Here is a 20409-nt window from a genome sequence, read left to right as displayed (position 1 = left end):
TAAGGTTAAGATTAAAATAAGAACGATAAACGAGGAGTTACTGTGGATAAAATTTGGTTAAAGCGCTACCCAAAAGGTATGCCTGAAACAATTGATCCAGAGCATTACAACTCACTGCTTGAATTATTTGATGAAAGTTTTACTCAGTACGCTTCTTTACCTGCGTACAGCAATATGTCTAAAACCATGACATATCAACAGATTGATATTGCAACAAAAGCTGTTGCGAGTTATCTACAAAATACTTTAGGTTTGGGCCGAGGTGATAAAGTTGCCGTAATGATGCCTAACTTATTACAAACACCAATAAGTATTCTCGGTGTATTAAGAGCAGGTTGTACTGTTGTAAATGTAAACCCACTTTATACTGCGCGAGAGCTTGAACATCAGCTAAATGATTCTGAAACCAAAGCGATTTTCATATTGGCTAATTTTGCTCATACGCTTGAAAGTGTAATAAGTAAAACGAACGTTCAGCATGTTGTGTTAACTCAAATTGGCGACATGTTAGGCGGTGTTAAAAAGCACTTAGTGAATTTTGTTGTGAAGCGTGTAAAGAAAATGGTGCCGCCATTTTCATTACCAAATGCAATTCCATTCAATGATGTTGTGAGTGCTGATCATACAGCCTATAAAAAACCAGAGATTCATAGAGATGACCTAGCATTCTTGCAATACACAGGTGGCACTACCGGTGTGTCGAAGGGGGCTATGCTTTCACATGGAAATATGGTTGGCAATCTTGAGCAAGTGTCAGGCTGTTTAGATAATGTACTAGACAAAGGTAAAGAAGTTGTCATTACGGCACTTCCGCTTTATCACATCTTCGCGTTAACGGCGAACTGCCTAACTTTCATGAAGTACGGTGGTCACAATATACTTATAACAAACCCGCGTGATATGCCTGGTTTTGTTAAAGAACTTTCGAAATATCCATTTACAGCGATTACGGGTGTAAACACTTTATTTAATGGTTTATTAAATACGCCTGGGTTTGCAGAGTTAGACTTCTCAAATCTTAAAATGTCATTAGGTGGTGGCATGGCTGTTCAACGCCCTGTAGCAGAAAAGTGGCAAGCAGTTACCAAGAGCAAGCTAATGGAAGGCTATGGACTTACCGAGTGCGCACCACTTGTAACAATTTGTCCATATGATTTAGATGGTTACAATGGGTCAATCGGTTTGCCTGCACCGAGTACTGAACTCAAGGTTATTCTTGAAAGCGGTGAAGAAGCACCGAAAGGTGAAGCCGGTGAGCTTTGCGTTAAAGGGCCACAGGTCATGCAAGGTTACTATAATCGTCCAGAAGCTACTGCAGAGTGTCTTAAGGATGGTTGGTTTGCTACGGGTGATATCGCAACTTACGATGACGAAGGTTTCTTCTATATCGTTGACCGTAAAAAAGACATGATCTTAGTGTCTGGTTTCAATGTGTTCCCGAACGAAATCGAAGAAATTGTTGCCATGCATGATGGTGTGCTTGAAGTTGCTGCCATTGGTGTACCGCATGAAGTTAGTGGTGAACAAGTTAAAGTATTTGTCGTTAAAAAAGACCCATCGTTAACAGAAAAAGATATAATCAGTCATTGTCGAGATAATTTGACCAATTATAAAGTACCGAAACTAGTAGAGTTCCGTGACGAGTTACCAAAAACTAACGTCGGAAAAATTCTAAGGCGTGCTTTAAAAGATTGATAAAAACCGGCGAAAGCCGGTTTTTTTATAACCCAAGGCTTAGGAGTGAAAGTGCAGTACCAAGTCATTACAGAGCAACAACAATTAGATCAATTTGTAAAAGCGATTGGTGACGCCACTATATTGGCATTAGATACAGAGTTCATGCGTCGTCGTACTTTATATCCAGAAGTTGCACTGATCCAAGTTTATGATGGACAAAACTTAGCATTAATAGATCCATTAGCAGCGTTAGATTATTCTGCTTTTTGGGAAATTTTGAAATCAGATGATGTATTAAAAATACTTCATTCACCGTCTGAAGACATAGAAGTGTTCAATAACTTTGCTGGTTTTGTCCCAACTCCGATGTTCGATACTCAATTTGCTTTACAATTATTAGGTGAAGGCAATTGTGTTGGTTTTGCAAATATGGTTAAGCAAATCCTTGAAATAGAGATTGATAAAAGTGAATCAAGGACAAACTGGTTACAGAGGCCATTGACAACGAAGCAATTAGATTACGCAGCCAGTGATGTGTTTTATTTGCTACCTTGTTTCAATTATATTTATAAGCAAATCTCTGAAAAGGGTTTAACCCATATTGTACTTGAAGAAAGCCAATTGGTTATTGAGAAACGTTCTTACGAATTACCAGATGAATTTCTTTACCAAGATATTAAAAATGCGTGGCAACTTAAACCGCGAGATTTAGCTGCTTTACAACTGCTTGCGCCGTGGAGAAGGAGTAAAGCTAAGAATAAAAATTTAGCTTTGAATTTTGTTGTAAAAGAACAAAACATGGTCGAGATAGCAAGGCGTCGGCCTACTAGCCTGTCTTCTTTGAGAAATATACCTGGTGTTGAGGCTATGGAAGTAAATCGCTCTGGTAAAGAAATTCTAAATCTCATCGAGCAAGCGAAATCAGTCGATATAGAAGCATGTCCTGAGAAATTACTTCGCTTGATTGATTACCCACAATACAAAAGAGCTGCAAAAGACATTGCAACTAAAATAAAGCAAGTGGCTTCGACCACAGAAATTCCTTCTGACGTATTTGCTTCAAAAAAACAAATTAATCAATTGATCAGTTGGAAATGGAAATACACTGATGAAGCAAGGGGTTTATTAATTAGGCCAGATCTACTTAAATCTTGGCGATGGGAGTTTTTAAAAGACGTCCTTGCGGAATGGCAATAACTAAAGTTTGTCGATAAAAATAAAAAAGCCTAGGCATTGCCTAGGCTTTTTATTAAGACTTTTCGTCATCAGGTAATGTAACGTTAAGTTCAAGAACTGCTAAATCATCCTCATTTTGTTCAAATTGGACGTTTACAGCGTCAGAATCGACCTTCACGTACTTTCTAATAACATCTAAAATATCTTGCTTTAATTGTGGCAAGTAATCAGGCGTGCCGCGTTTTGAGCGTTCATGTGCAACGATAATTTGAAGTCGCTCTTTAGCCAGCGAAGCGCTTGATTTCTTTTCTGAACGAAAATAATCGAGTAATGACATTCTATCCTCCAAATATACGCTTGAATAAACCTTTCTTCTCAACCTCTAAGAATCTGAAATCAACGACTTCACCGAGTAAGCGATTAATTGCATCAGCGTAAGCTTGACCAGCATCAGATTCATTATCAAGGATAACAGGTTGACCAGAGTTAGAGGCATTTAGCACTGCTGTTGATTCAGGGATCACACCAAGAAGGTCAATAGCAAGGATTTCTTGTACATCTTCCACAGACAACATTTCACCCGCGTTTACACGTTCAGGGTTGTAGCGAGTAAGAAGTAGATGTTCTTTAACTGGATCTAACCCTTGCTCAGCTCGGCGAGATTTACTCTGTAAAATACCTAAAATTCGATCTGAATCTCGTACAGAAGATACTTCAGGGTTTGTTGTTACAATTGCTTCATCCGCAAAATAAAGCGCCATCATAGCACCAGCTTCTATACCTGCAGGCGAATCACATACAATATAGTCAAACTCTTCTTTTAACTCATTTAAAACTTTTTCTACGCCTTCTTTTGTAAGCGCGTCTTTGTCACGTGTTTGTGATGCAGGAAGGATATAGAGTTTTTCAACTCTTTTGTCTTTGATAAGTGCTTGATTTAAGTTTGCTTCGCCATTAATAACGTTAACAAAGTCATAAACAACTCTGCGTTCACAACCCATAATTAAATCAAGGTTTCTAAGGCCAATATCAAAGTCAATAATGGCTGTTTTGTATCCTTTGAGGGCCAGGCCTGTGCCAATTGCTGCGCTAGAGGTAGTTTTACCTACACCACCTTTACCTGAAGTTACGACAATAATTTTTGCCATCTGAATTATCCTTTGACCAAAGCTGTTATTTCTAAAGATTCGTTACGTTGTGTTATTTGTGCCGGTTGTTCCCAATACTCACCTTGAAGTGATTCGCTTAACCAATAGCTGCCATTGATTGAAACTAACTCAGCTTTTAATTGTTGACAATAAATTGCCGCATCTTGTGCACCTGAAGCGCCTGCTATTGCACGGCCTCTCAAAGTACCATAAATATGAATATTACCATCTGCGATTACTTCAGCACCGTGACTTACCGCTCCAAGCACAATTAAGTCTTTGCCTTTGGCATAAATTTGTTGGCCAGAACGCACTGTTGTTTGAATAACTTGAGGCGGTAAATAAACTTCTTTTTCTACAACCTCGGCTGAAGTATTAGGTTTTGGTTTTTGCACGTCTTGACTGTAATTTAGTACTGACAAGCCAACTTCTTTAGCAGAAATATTTTGCTGCTCAGAACCGTTACACACACCAACAGGGTTGAGTTGTAAAGCAGAAATTGCATTGCGAAGTTCAAGAAAATCAATTGATTCTTCTTGAACCTGTGAAAGATTAACTACGATAGGCGCACCTTGGAAAAATTTTGGTGCTTGTGAAATCTTTTCGTCTAGCTCTTTGCGTAATAGAGCTAAGTCGACAGTAAATAGATGTAATACAGAAAGAGTGAAAAGGTTGCCTTTTAACTCGAATGTTTGTTCAGACATATTACGCAGTTCTTATAATTATCCAGTTTATAAAATTAGAAAGACAGGATATTGAGCATTTCACTAAGGCTTAATCAGGCTTAGTTGTTGCTCGCTAAACTTTCCAATTATATTTTTAGTCATGTTATAGTGCTGTCAAGATATAAGCAAGAATTTATAGGGTTATAATGCTAACTGCGGTCTACAAAAGCTCAAAAAGAGCAGATACTTACCTTTACATTGAAAAACGTGATGATTTTAGCAAAATTCCTGAACCTTTAATGGGTATGTTTGGCACACCAATTTATGTCATGATGTTCGATTTATCTAAGAGAGAACGCTTAGGTGTTGCTGATATCGGTCTTGTTCAGTCTGAGTTAACTGAAAAAGGGTTTTACTTACAATTACCACCAAAAGAAGAGAACCTTTTGGATGAATTAAAAAAACAAAACGGAGTAGATAGTGTCTAAATTCGTTCTTCCTATATTAATTGCTTCGAGTTTATCATTTTCAGCCTTTGCTAATACACAAGCTAAATTCGATGAATATGTTTCAAAATTGAAAGTTGAAGCGCTAGAAAAGGGTTATTCTCAGGCCTTGGTCGACGAAGCTTTTGCAACGGTTAAATTCAAAAAGAAAGTTATAAAAGCGGATAAAAACCAACCAGAAGTGGTTGAAACTTTAGAAACTTATTTACCAAAACGTGTGCCTCAGTGGAAAGTTGATAGAGCCAGAAACTTATATGCAAAGCATAAGCCTGTTTTAGAAACGATCGCGAAAGAATATGGTGTACAAGCTAGATTCATCGTTGCCTTATGGGGACTTGAAAGTAATTTCGGTCGTATTCAAGGTGGTCACCCTGTTATCAGCTCTGTTGTGACTCTCGCATTCGATGGCAGACGAGAGGCTTTATATAAGCGTCAGCTTTGGGCTGCACTCGATATATTAAAAGATGGTCATATTAGTTTAGATAAATTCAAAGGCTCTTGGGCTGGTGCTATGGGTCAAACTCAGTTTATGCCAACTTCTTTTAATTCTTATGCTGTTGATTATGATGGTGACGGGCGAAAAGATATTTGGACGACTGAAGTTGATGCATTTGCTTCCATTGCTAATTATTTAAAACAAGCTGGTTGGAATGACAATCTTACTTGGGGTCGTCAAATCCAACTACCTGAAAATTTCGATCATAAATATGTTCTAAAGCGTGGTACTAAAACGCGTAAGCAATGGCTGGAATACTGGAAAGATTCAGAGCGTTCTTTAAGTGACTGGCAAGCCCTAGGTTTACGAAGAGCGGATGGCTCAGACTTACCTAAAGTAGATATTACAGCTGCGTTAGTCATGCCTGATGACATTAATGGTCGTATGTATTTAGCGTATGATAACTACAAAGCCTTAATGCATTGGAATCGCTCTTATTACTTTGCAACAAGCGTTGGATATCTATCAGATAGAATAGGCTATCCAAAAATCTAGTACGATTCTCATATAAAAAAGGCAGCTTCATAGCTGCCTTTTTTGATTGGGCATAATGCCTGCAAGTGTGAAATTATTTCTTTAGAAGCTTATCTTTTAAATCTATTACTTTACTGACCGAAGAGCCCAGTTTCATGAGTGTTTGTAATTGCTCTGGTGAAAGCCTTTGCAATTCAGCTGACCATTTAGTAACCGTTTCTAATAAATCATGGATTTGTTGCATTTGCTCTTGCGCATAAGCTTCTTCATTCGACTCTGCTGGTTCTATAATTGAATCTCTAAGCAAAGTAAGTGTCGGATCGATCTCTCTTTTTCTTCTTTCTTCAAAAACTTTATTTGCCAAATCCCAAATAGACCCATTTGGTGCATAGTATTCTTTTCTGTCACCTGGAACATGAATGACTTTAACCAGTTGCCATGATTGTAGTTCTTTGATCCCCATACTGACATTACCACGGCTGATCCTAAGTGCTTCAGCAATCTCATTTGCACTAAGAGGCTGCTCACTGATAACCAGTAGACCAACCATTTGACCTATCGTTCGGTTAAAACCCCAGCGGCTACCCATTTCACCACAGTGCAATACAAAGTTTTCTAATTTCTGAGATAAAATCATTTTTAAAGTTTCAGTAAAATTTGAAAGTCAATTTAGACTTAGCAGAATTTAATTGCAAGGAAATTATTGAATTAATATGAAGGAGATCAATTAAAACTAAAAAGAGGAGCAGGGCTCCTCTTTCATCTTTTCTAAAGTTAATTATCTTACTGCAAACATGATTAGACCAGGTAGTACGAAGAATGAACCAAGTACATAACCTAACGCTGCTGGTTTATTTTCAGCGCCAATCTTTGCAAGTTTGTCAGCAAGTTGTAATGGTATCTCGCGGAGTAAAGGCATGCCGTAGATTAGGGCTACTGCAAATACATTAAACATTACATGAACTAGGGCAATGGTTAGTGCCACTTCTGCTGCAGGACCTGTGATAGAAGTAGCTGCAAGTAGTGCAGTGATGGTAGTACCAATGTTCGCACCTAGCGTGAATGGATAAATTTGACGTGTAGTGAATACACCGCTACCTGCTAGAGGGATCATTAAGCTAGTAGTGGTTGAAGAAGATTGAACCATTACTGTAACTGCAGCACCTGATGTGATACCTGCAATTGGGCCACGACCGATTGCGCCATGTAGTAAATCTTTTGCTTTACCAACTAAAGCTTTTTTCAGTAATTTACCAAGCGTAGTAACAGCAAATAGGATCATCGCAATACCGATTAGTACCATTGCAATACCAACAGCTTTGCCATCTAAGAAACTAACTGCGTCTTTAACTAAACCTACAGCAGGTTTTACTAGAGGTTTAATGAAGTTGTAGCTTTTAAGTGAAAGATCTGCATCACCAACAAACAAATGTGCCAGGCTAGATGCAAATTTCTCTAACAAACCGAACATGATCTCAAGAGGTAAGAAGATTAATACCGCAAGAAGGTTAAAGAAGTCATGAACCGTTGATGCTGAAAATGCGCGCTGGAATTCTTCTTTAGAACGAATATGACCAATAGAAACTAATGTATTAGTGATTGTAGTACCAATGTTTGCGCCCATCACCATTGGAATTGCAATACTGATAGGTAAACCACCAGCAACTAAGCCTACAATCACAGATGTTACAGTTGAAGATGATTGAACCAGTGCAGTTGCAAGGGCACCAAGTAATAAAGCAACAAATGGGTTGGTTGCGAATGAGAAAATCTCTTTTGCACCAGCACTACCACCAGATGCTAATTTAAAACCACCACTGACTGTACCAACGGCAACTAATACTAAATAAACTAAGAAAGCAATTGCAGCCCAGTTTACGATTTTATTGAAAAGTGTTTGCTGATTAGAAGCACTCATAATGTTCTCGTTTTGTTTATGCCTTATATGGCATTTTCATGAAGTTTTTGTTTCAGGCGGCATTAAAACAGAGAAATATTACAGAAATATTTCATCCTGGTGATTGTGTAATCATTCAAGTGTTTAATGACATAAAAATAATTGAGAACACTATAGAAACATATAGTTACAGATTTATGATTTTACATTCATTTACAATCTGATTAGTGTGTAGTCTGATACAATCCATATTTGATCCATAGTTGGTTCATAAATTGTAAATATTGATAATTCTTAATTGATTCTATTTGATGCGTTTTTGTTATTTTATTGTTTTGAGTCTATGTTTTGTCCTTTACAGTTTTGCTGTGAAAGCAAGTGACCTAGTATTAGATAAGCATGGTACGGTCTATGAGCTAAAGGGCTTTGGCTTGATGCACCTTAACTATGACAATCACCTATTTGACTCTAATGCTATTCGAGATAACAGAAATTGGGTTGAAGCGCATAGTCTAAAACAGAAGCCACAAATTCATAATTACAGTAAATGGTTAAAACTTGAAGTTGAAAACCAGTCTGATTTAGAAAATTGGTACCTATCTTTTGGTTATGCAAGACTTCCTTTATTTCGAATTTATGAAATTGAGGACATAAGCTTAAAGTTGAAATTTGAGCTCAATGGCAATGACACATTTTATGATAGACCGATTTACGACCCCCAGCTTTATATTCCTATAAATTTAAACCTAAATAGAAAACAAACACTTTTAATTGAATACAGAACGTTTGCCAACGCACCTGCCAATATTCGATTACATAGTTACAAACATTACTTAGCCACTTCCCAAAAAAGCACACTAATAAATGGTGCAATAGCAGGTATTGTCATGGCTATTCTCCTCATCATTAGTGTTAATCTATTTTTTAACCCTAATAGAACCAATATTTTCTATGCACTTTGGACATTCACTTTTTTAATGATTGTATTGGATATGTCTGGATTTACCTCAAAGTATTTTTGGCCTATGTTAGGCGGTGAGTCCAGTTTGTTTTCCACCCTGTTGATGACATCAGTGCCGATTTTTCATTTGCTTTTTATCAAGAGTTTTTTACAACTTAAGCAATTTAATAGTGTGCTTTGTAAAATCTATACGTATTTATTATATGCATATCTAGTTTTGATCCCGGTTTCCCTTTGGTTCAATACAGTATTCTTCAACTTAGTCTTGAGCACTTTGATTATTCCGCTGTTCTTATACACTGCTTATTGGAGTTGGTATCAAAAAGCTCCGGGTATAAGAGTTTTTTCATTGAGCCTCTTCAACCATGTTTTATTTGTAAATGTATTGACGATTGTCGGTGCAAGTTATGGAAATATTTTTCCAAGTCTTGAGATTTCTGACTATATAAAAATAGGGTATTTGCTAGAGGTTAGCTTGTTTACCGTTGCTCTGGCGATACAAAACAAATCAGTACAAAATCAACTTGTCACATATCTTGAAACGCAAGTTGATGTGTTAAATCAAAATCTACATAAAGAGAAACTTCAGCAAGAATCAAGCATTGAAGCCGTTAAACAAAAAGAAGAAAAGCTATTTGCTGATTTATCTCACGAATTAAGAACGCCACTGACAGTGATGAAAGTGCAAGTTGAATCACTACAGCACAATATTGTCGATAATGTGCACACAAGCTACGGTAAATTGATGAATAAGATTGATGAACTTAATTCGTTTATCGATCACTTAATGCAAGTATCGCCAAATGTACAATCTTTAAAAGTGAAACAATATACGGTTAAAGACTTATTAGCACACATTCAATCTATCAATGTAGACAAAACTAAGTTGAGTTTAGCGCTTCCTGATGAGAAGGCTTTACCTGCAAAGCAAATGGAGCTGGTTTTAGAGTACGATCAACAAGGCCTGATCACTGTATTTAATGAGTGTTGTGACAATGCCATTGCACATGGAGGTTCACAAATGAATATTTCAATAAATATCGATAATGAATCAGATGCACTTAGTATAAATATAGATAATTCAGGTGAAGCAATCTCTTCTGATTTATTCAAAGACATATTCAACCCCCTTGTGCGCTTAGATGAAGCAAGACAAAACTCAAGTAAACATAAAGGCGTTGGCTTAAGTTTATGTAAGCAAATTATTGAAGCGAATCTAGGAAATATTTTCGCCTCAAACGGTCCGCTGGGTGGATTAAGTGTTCATATCGTGCTGCCTTTAAAAGTGTAACAAAGCGTTTAAACTTAAATTTACACATGGTTTTTTTATTAAGCTCTGGCACACTGTCATAAATACCTTAATAAGGACACATGATGTTTAAATACTCTTTAATAGCTGTCGCTTTAACCGCTTCTTTGGTTGGTTGCAGTGCCACAGGCACTGACACACAGCGTTCTTCAGAATCTATCCAACAGCTGAATCAAAATGATCTAGTTAATGGTTTGAGCGAAGATTACTTTAACTCAATGATTGAACTTAGCCCAATTTCAGGCACGTATATGGGCAGGCAAGGTGTCAATGATAAGTTTGATTTGGCTGCAACGTACGAAAGCCTTAAAGAAACATATCAATTACTAACGTCATATCAACAGAAGCTAGATAAAATTGATAAAAATAACTTGTCTGGTCAAGCATTACTAAGTTATGAAATTCTAAAACGTGATCTTGCCTTTTCTAAACAAGGTTTTGAATTTCCAAGTTATATGATGCCAATCAATCAAATGTCTGGTTTGCATAATGTATTTGCCGGCCTAGGCTCAGGACAAAGCGCTCAGCCATTTAATAGCGTTGAAGATTATAACAACTTTGTTTCTCGAGCAGATGGATTTATTGAATGGCTTGCAGGTATTGAATCGAATATGCGCTTAGGCATAGAAAAAGGCGTTGTCTTACCAAAAGCTCTAACCGCTAAACTCATTCCTCAGTTTGAAGCTCATATTATAGAGGACGAAACTCAATCAGTTTTCTGGGGGCCAATTAAGAACCTCCCTGAGTCTTTCACAAAAACTGAAAAAGAAGAGTTAACAGCTAAATACAAATCAATGGTTCTTGAAAGTCTTGTACCTGCATATAAGAAAATGACGCATTTTTTGAAGACAGAGTACCTTCCTAACAGCCGTGAAACTGTTGGTTATAGTTCGTTACCAAATGGTAAAGCTTGGTATGAATATCAGATTGCGAATCATACCACTTTAGACATGAGCGCTGATGAAATACACGAAATTGGTTTAAGCGAAGTTGCTCGTATAAGAAATGAAATGGAATGGGTAAAAGGTCAATTAAAATTTGAGGGGGACTTACAAGCTTTCTTCGAGTTTTTAAGAGAAGATGAACAGTTCTATTTCAATTCTGCAGATGAATTGATCAATGCCTATGTTGAAGTTAAGAAAAAAATAGATGCAAGAGTACCATTGTTATTTAATATAGCACCGAAAGCTGATTACGAAGTTAAGTTAGTTGAAGCCTTCAGGGCTGAGTCTGCAGCGGGTGCATCATATGCTGCGCCTGCACCTGATGGCAGTCGACCTGGTGTGTTTTATATTAATGCGCATAACTTAAAGGCACAGCCTAAGTTTTTAGTAGAAACCTTGTCTATTCATGAAGCCGCACCTGGACACCATTTTCAAATTGCACTTCAGCAAGAAGTAAAGGGTCTTCCAAGCTTTAGAAAGTTTGGTGGATATACTGTATTTGCTGAAGGCTGGGCGCTTTATGCAGAAAGCCTTGGTAAAGATCTTGGTTTATTTACAGATCCACTCATGTGGTACGGTCGCTTAGTTGACGAACAATTAAGAGCGATGCGTCTTGTTGTTGACACAGGTCTGCATGCTAAGGGGTGGTCACGAGCGCAAGCAATTAAGTTTATGCTAGAGAACTCGTCTATGGCTGAGTCAGATGTTACCGCAGAAGTTGAACGTTATATTGGTTGGCCAGGTCAGGCTGTCTCATATAAGGTTGGTCAGTTTAAAATTCAAGAGCTAAGAAAATATTCAGAACAACAACTTGGTAACAAGTTTAATATTAAAGCATTTCATACTCAAATCTTGATTGATGGCGCACTGCCAATGCCAATTCTAGAATCTAAGATTAAAAAGTGGGTTGAATCACAACGATAATTTTTGCTTTTTGGGTCAACATTAGTTGGCCCTTTGCTTGTCATGCTTCCATCAAGTAAAATTTACGTGTTTATAGTAATTTGAGAAAACAATGGGCGCAGAACAATTTTGGCAAACTAAATCGCTTGAGCAAATGAATGACCAAGAGTGGGAAAGCATTTGTGATGGGTGTGGTAAGTGTTGTCTACATTCTTTTATAGACAGTGATGAAGAGGACTTTTCAAGTACGGATCATCTACGAGAGGGAGAAACACTTATATATTCAAGTTTAGTTTGTCAGTACATCGATGAGCAGACTTGTGCATGTACACGTTATGCAGAAAGACAAACGCTCGTACCATCTTGCGTCAAACTCACCAAAGAAAACCTGAAAGATATTTTTTTCATGCCTAATAGTTGTAGCTACAGGCGCCTTTATGAAGGCAGGGGCTTAGCAAGTTGGCATCCTTTGCTGAATAAAGGCAAAAAGGACAAAATGAATGAGCTTGGGATCAGTATTCAAGGTAGAGTAACTAAAGACAATACAGTCGATATTGAAGAAGATTTTGAAGACTACATAGTCGATTGGCCAGAATTTGATTGTGATTAATTGAAACTCAGTAAAAAGCTAGACCTTTTCTCTCTAGCTTTTTACTTTTCATATTTTTATTTTAGCGGTAAATCAACCTCTATTTTCAACCCACCTAATTCGCTTTCTGAGGCATTAATCTCACCCTGATGTAAGTCAACAATTTGCTTAACAATGGATAATCCTATGCCATGGCCGGGTGTTTCTGTGTTCGACATATTTGGAACACGAAACAGATGGTCGAAAATTTGCCCTAAATGCTCTTTTGGTACTGATGGCGCACTATCTTGTACGATTATTTTAAAATAACGCTCACAAGCTGCAAAATGCACGTCAATCTCACCATCCTTATGTGTGTATTTCTTTGCATTGCTATATAAATTAGCAATTATTTGTTTAACCCGTAATGGATCTATGTGTGCGAAAGTTTCGTTAAATTTATTTGCCCCAAGAGTCAGTTTTTGTTCTGTAGTTTGAGTCGCCAATTCATCATGAATGTCACTAACAAATTTGTTTAAATCTGTTTGTTGAGTACTTAATGTGAAATTTGCAGTTTCAAGTTTAGCAAGACCTGCTAAGTCCTTAACTAAATGGTTTAGATCTGTAAGTTTTTCACTAATTTTAGAAAGGTTTTCAGGTTTACACTCGATGATTTCATGTTGCATCGCTTCAATATGTAAGCTTGCAACGGTAACTGGATTACTCAGGTCGTGTGCTATTTGCGAGAATAGTTGGTTTCTTTGTTCAAGTAGTTTATTGAGATGCAGTCTTTGTTGCTGTTCTAAAACACGATTTTGCCTTATTTTAATGTAAATAATCATCGTAAAGGAGACGAATACAATAAATAGAATGATGAATACCATTTGTTGATTTTGTTGCTGAGCTAATGCATTACTGATTAATAGGTTTTCTTGTTCTTTCTCAGCAAGTTTTTGTTCTTTTTCTTTAGCTTCAATTGTATTTTTTAAAAAAGCTAATCTATTTGCATAGTTTTCTTTATGCTCAATAGACTGTAATTCAAGTAATTTGTTTTGTACCAAATAACCGTTTTCAAAGTCTTTCATTATTGAATAAGCACGATGCATGATGCTAAGGCTTGCTTGCCTTCTGTCTTTCAATGTATCTACATCACCAAATTCGAACGCTTGTTTCGCATAGCTAAGCGCTTTTTTGGGGTTGTCAATTACAAGGCTTAATTCGGCTAGATGATTCCAGACAGAGGTTTTTAACTGGTAGTCTTTTTTAGTTTTGTTTAGGAAGGAATAGTTTTCTTCCTCAAGTATGATTGCCTTTCGAAGCTCTCCTTTACCAGCATAGTTTAAAGCTAGGTTATGCTTAGACCATGCAATATTTCGTTGATGCTTTATATAGCGAAAGACAGAAATCGCTTCCTCAGCGTGTTCAATACCAAGATCGAAGAGTTTCAGTTTGTAAGATTGGTATGATAGTTTGGCAAGGCTATGACCAATATCTTGTTTATTATCTGACTTTCTGTCTAACGCTAACGCTTCAAGAAATTTATTGTAAGATAATTGATGCTCACCAATTTTATTGTATGAGTCTGCTATACCAAATAAATTGTTTGCCATTTTTTTATCAGCAGCATTCAGTTTCTTATCTATCTCAAAGGCCTTGATCTTAAACTCTAATGCAGTTTGAAACTCACCAAGATGGTCATAGGCACGTCCATAAAAGTAAAAGAGACTAGAAAGATCTTTCTCAGTAAGCCAACTTTGGTATTCTTTTTGGTAAGTTTTTATAATGTTGATACCTTTGAGATAGTGACTTGTTCTAAGTTCAATTGAAGCTTGTCTTACAATCCCATGCGTTAAAAACTCAATATTGCCAGATTTTTCATAATGGTATATCGCTTTTTTTATTGTTTCGCGTGCATCTTCATAGTCATAGTTGTGGTACTGAATGTCTGCTAAATCTTTGTAGAGTCTTGCTGTCCATCTATGATTGTAATCAAAGCTTGGGCTATTTATTTCATTTAACAACCGTTGTTTGGCTTCTTCACTTCGACCTTCATTACTGAGCGCTTTACTATAAGAAACATAGTATTCACATGCCGCAATTTGGTCAGTCAGGCTTGTAGGATCAATTTGCTCGAAAGCTCTAAGTTTGAGCTTATTATTTGGTAACTTTTGAATTGCTTTGAGTTCAGCAATACTTTTAGCGTTAACGTGTGTGGTTGTAGTTAATAAAGCTAGGAAACAAAACAACCATAGCCTTGAGAGCATAGACACTCTATTTCGCTCCTTGCAAAAGATTGTGTATTTTACTTATTTGTACTTAAGCTGCAATTGCAAAAAAAACATGTTCTATACTAAATGAGCTTAAGATTTATGAAATTCTGTCGATTATATAGAGCGTAACACTAAAAAATTTGTTAAAAAAGAGTTGCAAAGGTTGCGTTCATATAAAATAAGTAGGATCCCCATGCTCCAATCATTACGTTTTTCTACCAAAGTAACTGCCGCGGCGTCTTTGGTTTTAGTGATCATCTTAGGGCTGTTCACAATCAATAACTTCATTGTTATGAGAGCCCAAACACAAGAACAACTTACCGCTGTTTTGCACGAAATATCAAATTCAGTTTCTCAAAATATCGCCAACTGGTTGAATGATAGGCTCAAAATTGTTGAGTCTGTTGCAAAAGGCCATAAACAGTCAGATACTGAATCAGATATCTTACGTCGTCTGAAAACAGCTGATATCGCAGGTGAATTTAAAAATACTTACATCGGTATGCCAGATGGTACATTCGTTTTAGATGACCCATCAATTCAGTTACCAGCAGATTATGATGCGACAACAAGGCCCTGGTATAAACTGGCAGAACAAAAGCGCTCTACAGCATTTACTACGCCTTATATAGATGTCACGACAAATGAGTTAACTATCTCTGCTGTGGTGCCCTTATTTGAAAGTGGTCGACTAAGCGCTGTTGCTGGTGGCGATATTGATATGGCCACCATCACAGATATCATAAACGAAATTGATTTTTTAGGTTTTGGTTATGGCTTTTTACTAGATAGTGAAGGCAGAATTCTTTCTCACCCTAATACAAGATTAAATGACAAACCAATGACTAACTTGTTTGGAAAGCGCCTCTCTCTGCAAAGTGAGTTTATTGAAATGCAGTTAGAGGGTGTAGAAAAAATCGTGTCTTTCGTGCCTATGAATGGCATTAATAACGTGAATTGGTATCTGGGTGTCGTAATTAATAAAGAGATTGCCTACTCATCGGTATCTTCATTTAGAAACATGGCTTTGATTTATCTTGTGATCGGTGTTGTGGCAATTGTTGTGATGCTTCAATTATTGCTTAAATACTTGATGAGACCAGTTAAAGAACTAAATGATGCCATTAAAGACATTGCTCAAGGCGAAGGAGATTTAACACAACGTTTAAGTTGCTCCAGTGAAGATGAATTTGGAGAACTGTCGACACAATTTAATATCTTTGTCGACAAGATTCATGACTCAATTAAGCAAGTGCGAGAATCTACCTTAACCCTACAACAATCTATTACCAGTATGAATGAGCAAGCGAATGATGCGCTTTCTTTGTATAACGATCAAACGAAACGTACTGATAGTGTAGCAACTGCCATCAATGAATTGTCTTCTAGCGCGCAAGAAATAAGTAGTAATGCACATAACGCATCTGAACTTGCTTCTGAAGCAAATAATCTTAGTGCAGATAGTCAAGATGTACTTAATTCAAATATTGCTGGTATTTCTTCTTTGAGTGACAAGATGGCTCAAGCGCAAGACACAGTAACAAGTCTTGATCAACATTCAGCTAGTATTGGACAAGTACTTGAAGTAATAAAAGGTGTCAGTGAACAAACTAATCTTTTAGCCCTTAATGCCGCAATAGAAGCTGCAAGGGCGGGTGAAGCCGGTAGAGGTTTCGCTGTCGTTGCTGATGAAGTGAGACAACTTGCACAACGCACACAAGAGTCAACTCAAGAAATCGAAAATACCATTTCAGACCTGCAACTTGGCTCTAGTACAGCTGTTGCCGTTATGGTTGAAGCATTGAAGGACTCATCAGAAAGTGCAGATAAAGCTGCTGCTGCAGGTGATAAAATGCAATCTGTTACATCTGCCATTGATGCAATTGATGGTGTTAATCATGCTGTGGCTAGCGCAACTCAACAACAAAACGACGTTATACATAACCTTGATTCTGATATTCATCACATCAGTGACATCAGTAAACAAGGTGTCGATAACCTTCATCAGACCTTAGAAGAATGTAGAACACTTCAAGCTCAATTTAGAAACTTAGAAGAGATGTTATTAAAATTTAAAGTTTAATTACATATCAACTCTAATATAAAAAGCTCCTGTTGGGGCTTTTTATATTTTTGGCACTGATAGATATAAATATGGATTAGAAGGAGATATAAGCCGTAATTAATTATATCTTCATCCCTCGAGTGTATTTATATCAATTATTACACCTGTAATAAAATTGTATTTTTTGCGCAACACCACTGTCATTTTACCGCTTTAAACTGCACGCAATTTCATAACAATCAATCTAAGGTGTATGCGATGAAGTGCATTAACCCTCTGCTTCTTGCAGGTGTTTTAACAACAGTAACTGGTGTTCACGCCAATTCTTTAAATCCTGTTGTTGAAAAAAGTGCAGCGATTAATGACTCTGCTTTAAAAACTCAGGGAAAAATTGACTCTATTTCTGACTCTATGCAGTCGAAATTGCAACAATTCAAAACATTAAATAAAGAAATTGATGGTTTGATGGTTTACAACAGTCAATTAGATAAACAAATTCAAAACCAATTAGCAGAGATGGCTGATATCAATGCATCAATGGACCAAGTGTCAGTAATTGAGCGCCAGATCACCCCGTTAATGCTTAACATGATCACAGGTCTTGAGCAGTTTGTTGCTCTAGATGTGCCTTTCTTATTGGAAGAGCGTAAGCAGCGCGTTTCAAAGCTTCGTGAAATGATGGAACGTGCTGATGTGACATCAAGTGAAAAATTCCGTCGTGTACTTGAAGCTTACCAAGTTGAAGTTGAATACGGTCGCACAATTGAAGCCTATCCAGCGCTTATTAACGTTGCTGGTCAAGAGCGTGAAGTTGACTTCTTACGTATCGGTCGTCTCGAACTGATGTATGTCACTAAAGATGGAAAAATGGCTGGTATTTGGGAAAAAGAATCAAAACAATTCAAAGAATTACCAGACACAAACATTAGCCAAATCAATAAAGCGCTACGCATAGCACGTAAACAGCTAGCCCCAGATATGTTAACGCTACCAATCAATGCTGCGAAATAAGAGGTCTTAAAATGAAACTGTTAAAGAAATTTAGTCAAGCTGCGATTTTAGCGACGACATTCGGTTTATCAGGCGCAGCAATGGCCGACGAACTTAACTTAGATGCATTACTTAAAACATTAGAGCAAGGGCAGGTTGCACAAACTTCCGAAAATAAAGCCAGAGAAGCGGAATTTGTCGCAAAACGTAATGAACAAGATGCAGCACTTCGCAAGCTTACTTCAGACAGAAATGCGCAACTAACTCGTTCAGAGCGTTTAGAAACGTCATTTGAAGAAAATGAAATCAAGCTTCAAAACTTGTCTGATACGTTAAGTAAACGTATGGGTACACTAAAAGAGCTATTTGGTGTACTTCAGCAAGTATCAGGTGATGCTAGCAATAAATTCCAAACATCAGTTGTTTCTGCTGAAATTGCTGGTCGCAGCGTGTTCATGGATGAAATGGCAGCAAAGATGGGCTCAAGCTCAAAACTCGCATCAATTGAAGATATTGAAAAGGTTTGGTTTGAACTACAACGTGAAATGACAGAGCAAGGTAAAGTTTCTCGTTATAACGCAGAAGTCATTGTTGCTGGTGGCGAGAAAGTAAATAAAGAAGTTCTTCGTGTTGGTGCGTTTAACTTAATCGCTGATGGCAAATATTTAGCTTTCAACCCTGTCACAAACACAATTTCAGAACTAACAAGACAACCGGTTGCACGTTATCAGACTTCAGCTGCAGATTTACAAGCGGCAAATAGCGGTGTAGTTGATTTCGCACTAGATCCAACCGGTGGTTCTATTTTAGGCCTATTAGTTCAAGCGCCTAATACAGAAGAGCAGGTTCACCAAGGTGGCTCTGTTGGTTATGTGATTTTAGCAACTGGTGTTATCGCTTTACTTATCGCACTTGAACGTTTCATTAGTTTAATGTTGATGAGTGCTAAAATCCGTCGTCAACTTAAAGACAGGACACCGCGTGAAGATAACCCGCTAGGTCGTGTGATGAAAGTTAAAGAGCAGTATCCAGATGTTGCTTACGACACGCTTGAGTTAAAGCTAAGCGAAGCAATCCTACGTGAAATGCCAAAGATTACTCGTAATCTAACCCTGATCAAGATTATCTCAGTTGTAGCGCCACTGCTAGGTCTACTAGGTACAGTAACGGGTATGATTAACACCTTCCAGGCTATCACTTTATTCGGTACGGGTGATCCTAAACTGATGGCGGGTGGTATTTCGCAGGCACTTGTTACAACCGTACTGGGTCTAGTTGTTGCTATCCCAACTGTATTCTTATACACGCTTTTAAATACTCGTTCACGTAACTTGTTACTTATTTTGCAAGAACAAAGCGCTGGCATTATTGCAGAGCGTAGCGAGAAAGGAGCGTAAACGTGGTTTTATTGCTAGATGCAATTAACGCACTACGCAGCTTTCTTGATACAGGTGGCCAGGTACTCCTGGTCATCGGTGTCCTTATCTTCGCAATGTGGTTACTTATTTTAGAGCGCTTTATTTATCTATTCGGTTTATACCGTCAACAGCGCAAAGAGGTAATCGCTAGCTGGAAAGCACGTTCAGAGCGTAATAGCTGGAATGCGGAACAAATTAAACAAGCTCAGATTTCACGCATTGGGATTAAGTTAAATACAAACCTGCCATACATTGGTGTCATGGTTGCTTTATGTCCTCTATTGGGGCTATTAGGTACAGTTACAGGCATGATTGAAGTTTTCAATGTGATGGCCATTACAGGTACAGGTAGTGCACGTTCAATGGCTGCGGGTGTGTCTAAAGCAACCATTCCAACCATGGCCGGTATGGTCGGTGCACTTTCTGGTGTATTTGCTGTGACATTTTTACAGCGAAAAGCAAAACGTGAAGTCGAGTTATTAGAAGATAAATTGTTGTTAGATCACTAAGCAACATAAGGTAAAGAATTATGAGAGCGCCATTAGCAAAAGTTTTTCAAGAAGAAGAAGCAGAAGAAATTAATATGACCCCAATGCTAGATGTTGTATTCATCATGCTAATTTTCTTCATCGTTACCGCTTCTTTCGTAAAAGAAGCAGGTATTGATGTAAACCGTCCGGAAGCAGCCACAGCAGTTAAAAAGCAACGTGCAAATATTTTAGTGGCAATTTCTGACAAAGGTGAGATTTGGATAAACAAACGTCAGATTGACATTCGTGCTGTCCAAGCAAATATCGAACGTCTAAAAGCTGAAAACCCACAAGGCAGTGTAGTTATCCAAGCAGATAAGAAGGCGACAACTGAGCTACTTATCAAAGTAATGGATGCTTCACGAGCTGCAGGCGCGTTTGATGTATCAATTGCTGCGCAGGAATCATAGGA

General features: G+C 37.6%; 18 protein-coding genes. 12 read left to right on the top strand and 6 right to left on the bottom strand.

Annotated elements, in window-relative coordinates; genetic code table 11:
- The first annotated feature begins 42 nt into the window (after nucleotides 1-42).
- Entirely contained in the window at nucleotides 43-1695 is a 1653-nt protein-coding gene (gene fadD, locus C1E24_RS05270; RefSeq protein WP_138479395.1) for a long-chain-fatty-acid--CoA ligase FadD, read from the top strand.
- 51 nt (nucleotides 1696-1746) lie between these two features.
- Nucleotides 1747-2874 carry a ribonuclease D gene (rnd, locus tag C1E24_RS05265; protein ID WP_138479394.1) on the top strand — a complete coding sequence of 376 codons (1128 nt, stop codon included), beginning with the start codon at nucleotides 1747-1749 and terminating at the stop codon, nucleotides 2872-2874.
- A 52-nt stretch (nucleotides 2875-2926) separates the two neighbouring features.
- Here rnd and minE read toward each other — a convergent pair whose 3' ends face one another.
- From minE to minC, 3 genes are read right to left on the bottom strand one after another with little or no spacing between them, the layout of a single operon-like run.
- Nucleotides 2927-3190 (bottom strand): cell division topological specificity factor MinE, encoded by a 264-nt coding sequence (minE, locus tag C1E24_RS05260; RefSeq protein WP_058032510.1) that lies wholly within the window; start codon nucleotides 3188-3190, stop codon nucleotides 2927-2929.
- Between the two features lies 1 nt (nucleotide 3191).
- Entirely contained in the window at nucleotides 3192-4001 is an 810-nt protein-coding gene (minD, locus tag C1E24_RS05255; protein ID WP_138479393.1) for a septum site-determining protein MinD, read from the bottom strand.
- A 5-nt stretch (nucleotides 4002-4006) separates the two neighbouring features.
- Nucleotides 4007-4705: a septum site-determining protein MinC gene (gene minC / locus C1E24_RS05250; protein WP_138479392.1), complete on the bottom strand. Its 699-nt coding sequence runs from the start codon at nucleotides 4703-4705 to the stop codon at nucleotides 4007-4009.
- A gap of 167 nt (nucleotides 4706-4872) precedes the next feature.
- Here minC and C1E24_RS05245 point away from each other — a divergent pair, with 167 nt between their 5' ends.
- Together C1E24_RS05245 and C1E24_RS05240 are read left to right on the top strand one after the other, a co-directional pair.
- Nucleotides 4873-5154, top strand: a complete 282-nt coding sequence (locus tag C1E24_RS05245) for a YcgL domain-containing protein (RefSeq protein WP_138479391.1) — start codon at nucleotides 4873-4875, stop codon at nucleotides 5152-5154.
- Nucleotides 5147-6163 carry a lytic murein transglycosylase gene (locus tag C1E24_RS05240; protein WP_431188314.1) on the top strand — a complete coding sequence of 339 codons (1017 nt, stop codon included), beginning with the start codon at nucleotides 5147-5149 and terminating at the stop codon, nucleotides 6161-6163. The genes C1E24_RS05245 and C1E24_RS05240 overlap by 8 nt, the downstream gene beginning before the upstream one ends.
- A 73-nt stretch (nucleotides 6164-6236) precedes the next feature.
- Here C1E24_RS05240 and C1E24_RS05235 read toward each other — a convergent pair whose 3' ends face one another.
- Both C1E24_RS05235 and C1E24_RS05230 read right to left on the bottom strand, forming a co-directional pair.
- The gene (locus C1E24_RS05235) at nucleotides 6237-6779 is read right to left on the bottom strand and encodes a GbsR/MarR family transcriptional regulator (RefSeq protein ID WP_138479389.1); all 543 of its coding nucleotides are present in this window, start codon (nucleotides 6777-6779) and stop codon (nucleotides 6237-6239) included.
- Nucleotides 6780-6920: 141 nt separating this feature from the next.
- Nucleotides 6921-8060, bottom strand: coding sequence for a Na/Pi symporter (locus tag C1E24_RS05230; RefSeq protein WP_138479388.1), 1140 nt, complete (start codon nucleotides 8058-8060; stop codon nucleotides 6921-6923).
- A 347-nt stretch (nucleotides 8061-8407) separates the two neighbouring features.
- Between C1E24_RS05230 and C1E24_RS05225 the strand changes: the two genes are divergently transcribed.
- The 3 genes from C1E24_RS05225 (at nucleotide 8408) to C1E24_RS05215 (ending at nucleotide 12766) form a co-directional block, all read left to right on the top strand.
- Nucleotides 8408-10291 carry a sensor histidine kinase gene (locus C1E24_RS05225; RefSeq protein WP_171040794.1) on the top strand — a complete coding sequence of 628 codons (1884 nt, stop codon included), beginning with the start codon at nucleotides 8408-8410 and terminating at the stop codon, nucleotides 10289-10291.
- 83 nt (nucleotides 10292-10374) lie between these two features.
- A complete protein-coding gene (locus tag C1E24_RS05220) occupies nucleotides 10375-12177 on the top strand; it encodes a DUF885 domain-containing protein (protein WP_138479643.1) in 1803 nt (600 codons plus the stop codon).
- Between the two features lie 91 nt (nucleotides 12178-12268).
- On the top strand, nucleotides 12269-12766 hold the full coding sequence (locus C1E24_RS05215; RefSeq protein ID WP_138479386.1) for a YcgN family cysteine cluster protein: 498 nt from the start codon (nucleotides 12269-12271) through the stop codon (nucleotides 12764-12766).
- 56 nt (nucleotides 12767-12822) lie between these two features.
- On the opposite strand, the gene C1E24_RS05210 is transcribed toward C1E24_RS05215, so the two are convergent.
- The gene (locus C1E24_RS05210) at nucleotides 12823-14745 is read right to left on the bottom strand and encodes a tetratricopeptide repeat-containing sensor histidine kinase (protein ID WP_171040793.1); all 1923 of its coding nucleotides are present in this window, start codon (nucleotides 14743-14745) and stop codon (nucleotides 12823-12825) included.
- Nucleotides 14746-15187: 442 nt separating this feature from the next.
- On the opposite strand from C1E24_RS05210, the gene C1E24_RS05205 reads away from it, so the two are divergent.
- From C1E24_RS05205 to C1E24_RS05185, 5 genes are all read left to right on the top strand, one after another.
- Complete coding sequence (locus C1E24_RS05205; RefSeq protein ID WP_138479382.1) at nucleotides 15188-17077, top strand: methyl-accepting chemotaxis protein; 1890 nt, start codon at nucleotides 15188-15190, stop codon at nucleotides 17075-17077.
- Between the two features lie 240 nt (nucleotides 17078-17317).
- The gene (locus tag C1E24_RS05200) at nucleotides 17318-18070 is read left to right on the top strand and encodes a DUF3450 domain-containing protein (protein ID WP_138479381.1); all 753 of its coding nucleotides are present in this window, start codon (nucleotides 17318-17320) and stop codon (nucleotides 18068-18070) included.
- A gap of 11 nt (nucleotides 18071-18081) precedes the next feature.
- The gene (locus C1E24_RS05195; protein WP_138479379.1) at nucleotides 18082-19446 is read left to right on the top strand and encodes a MotA/TolQ/ExbB proton channel family protein; all 1365 of its coding nucleotides are present in this window, start codon (nucleotides 18082-18084) and stop codon (nucleotides 19444-19446) included.
- A gap of 2 nt (nucleotides 19447-19448) precedes the next feature.
- The gene (locus C1E24_RS05190; RefSeq protein WP_058032524.1) at nucleotides 19449-19976 is read left to right on the top strand and encodes a MotA/TolQ/ExbB proton channel family protein; all 528 of its coding nucleotides are present in this window, start codon (nucleotides 19449-19451) and stop codon (nucleotides 19974-19976) included.
- A gap of 20 nt (nucleotides 19977-19996) precedes the next feature.
- Nucleotides 19997-20407, top strand: coding sequence for an ExbD/TolR family protein (locus C1E24_RS05185; RefSeq protein ID WP_058032525.1), 411 nt, complete (start codon nucleotides 19997-19999; stop codon nucleotides 20405-20407).
- Nucleotides 20408-20409: the final 2 nt, after the last annotated feature.

The organism is Pseudoalteromonas phenolica, assembly GCF_005876835.1.
GTDB lineage: Bacteria > Pseudomonadota > Gammaproteobacteria > Enterobacterales > Alteromonadaceae > Pseudoalteromonas > Pseudoalteromonas phenolica_B.
Note: the sequence above shows the minus strand (reverse complement) of the source record. Positions and strands in the feature narration are given on the sequence as shown.

Excerpts from the sequence above, each read along its gene's own strand:
- C1E24_RS05205 (WP_138479382.1), top strand. The coding sequence starts at position 15,188 with ATGCTCCAATCATTACGTTTTTCTACCAAAGTAACTGCCGCGGCGTCT.
- minD (WP_138479393.1), bottom strand. The coding sequence starts at position 4,001 with ATGGCAAAAATTATTGTCGTAACTTCAGGTAAAGGTGGTGTAGGTAAA.
- C1E24_RS05200 (WP_138479381.1), top strand. The coding sequence starts at position 17,318 with ATGAAGTGCATTAACCCTCTGCTTCTTGCAGGTGTTTTAACAACAGTA.
- C1E24_RS05185 (WP_058032525.1), top strand. The coding sequence starts at position 19,997 with ATGAGAGCGCCATTAGCAAAAGTTTTTCAAGAAGAAGAAGCAGAAGAA.
- C1E24_RS05245 (WP_138479391.1), top strand. The coding sequence starts at position 4,873 with ATGCTAACTGCGGTCTACAAAAGCTCAAAAAGAGCAGATACTTACCTT.
- C1E24_RS05215 (WP_138479386.1), top strand. The coding sequence starts at position 12,269 with ATGGGCGCAGAACAATTTTGGCAAACTAAATCGCTTGAGCAAATGAAT.
- C1E24_RS05195 (WP_138479379.1), top strand. The coding sequence starts at position 18,082 with ATGAAACTGTTAAAGAAATTTAGTCAAGCTGCGATTTTAGCGACGACA.
- minC (WP_138479392.1), bottom strand. The coding sequence starts at position 4,705 with ATGTCTGAACAAACATTCGAGTTAAAAGGCAACCTTTTCACTCTTTCT.
- minE (WP_058032510.1), bottom strand. The coding sequence starts at position 3,190 with ATGTCATTACTCGATTATTTTCGTTCAGAAAAGAAATCAAGCGCTTCG.
- C1E24_RS05230 (WP_138479388.1), bottom strand. The coding sequence starts at position 8,060 with ATGAGTGCTTCTAATCAGCAAACACTTTTCAATAAAATCGTAAACTGG.
- C1E24_RS05220 (WP_138479643.1), top strand. The coding sequence starts at position 10,375 with ATGTTTAAATACTCTTTAATAGCTGTCGCTTTAACCGCTTCTTTGGTT.
- C1E24_RS05235 (WP_138479389.1), bottom strand. The coding sequence starts at position 6,779 with ATGATTTTATCTCAGAAATTAGAAAACTTTGTATTGCACTGTGGTGAA.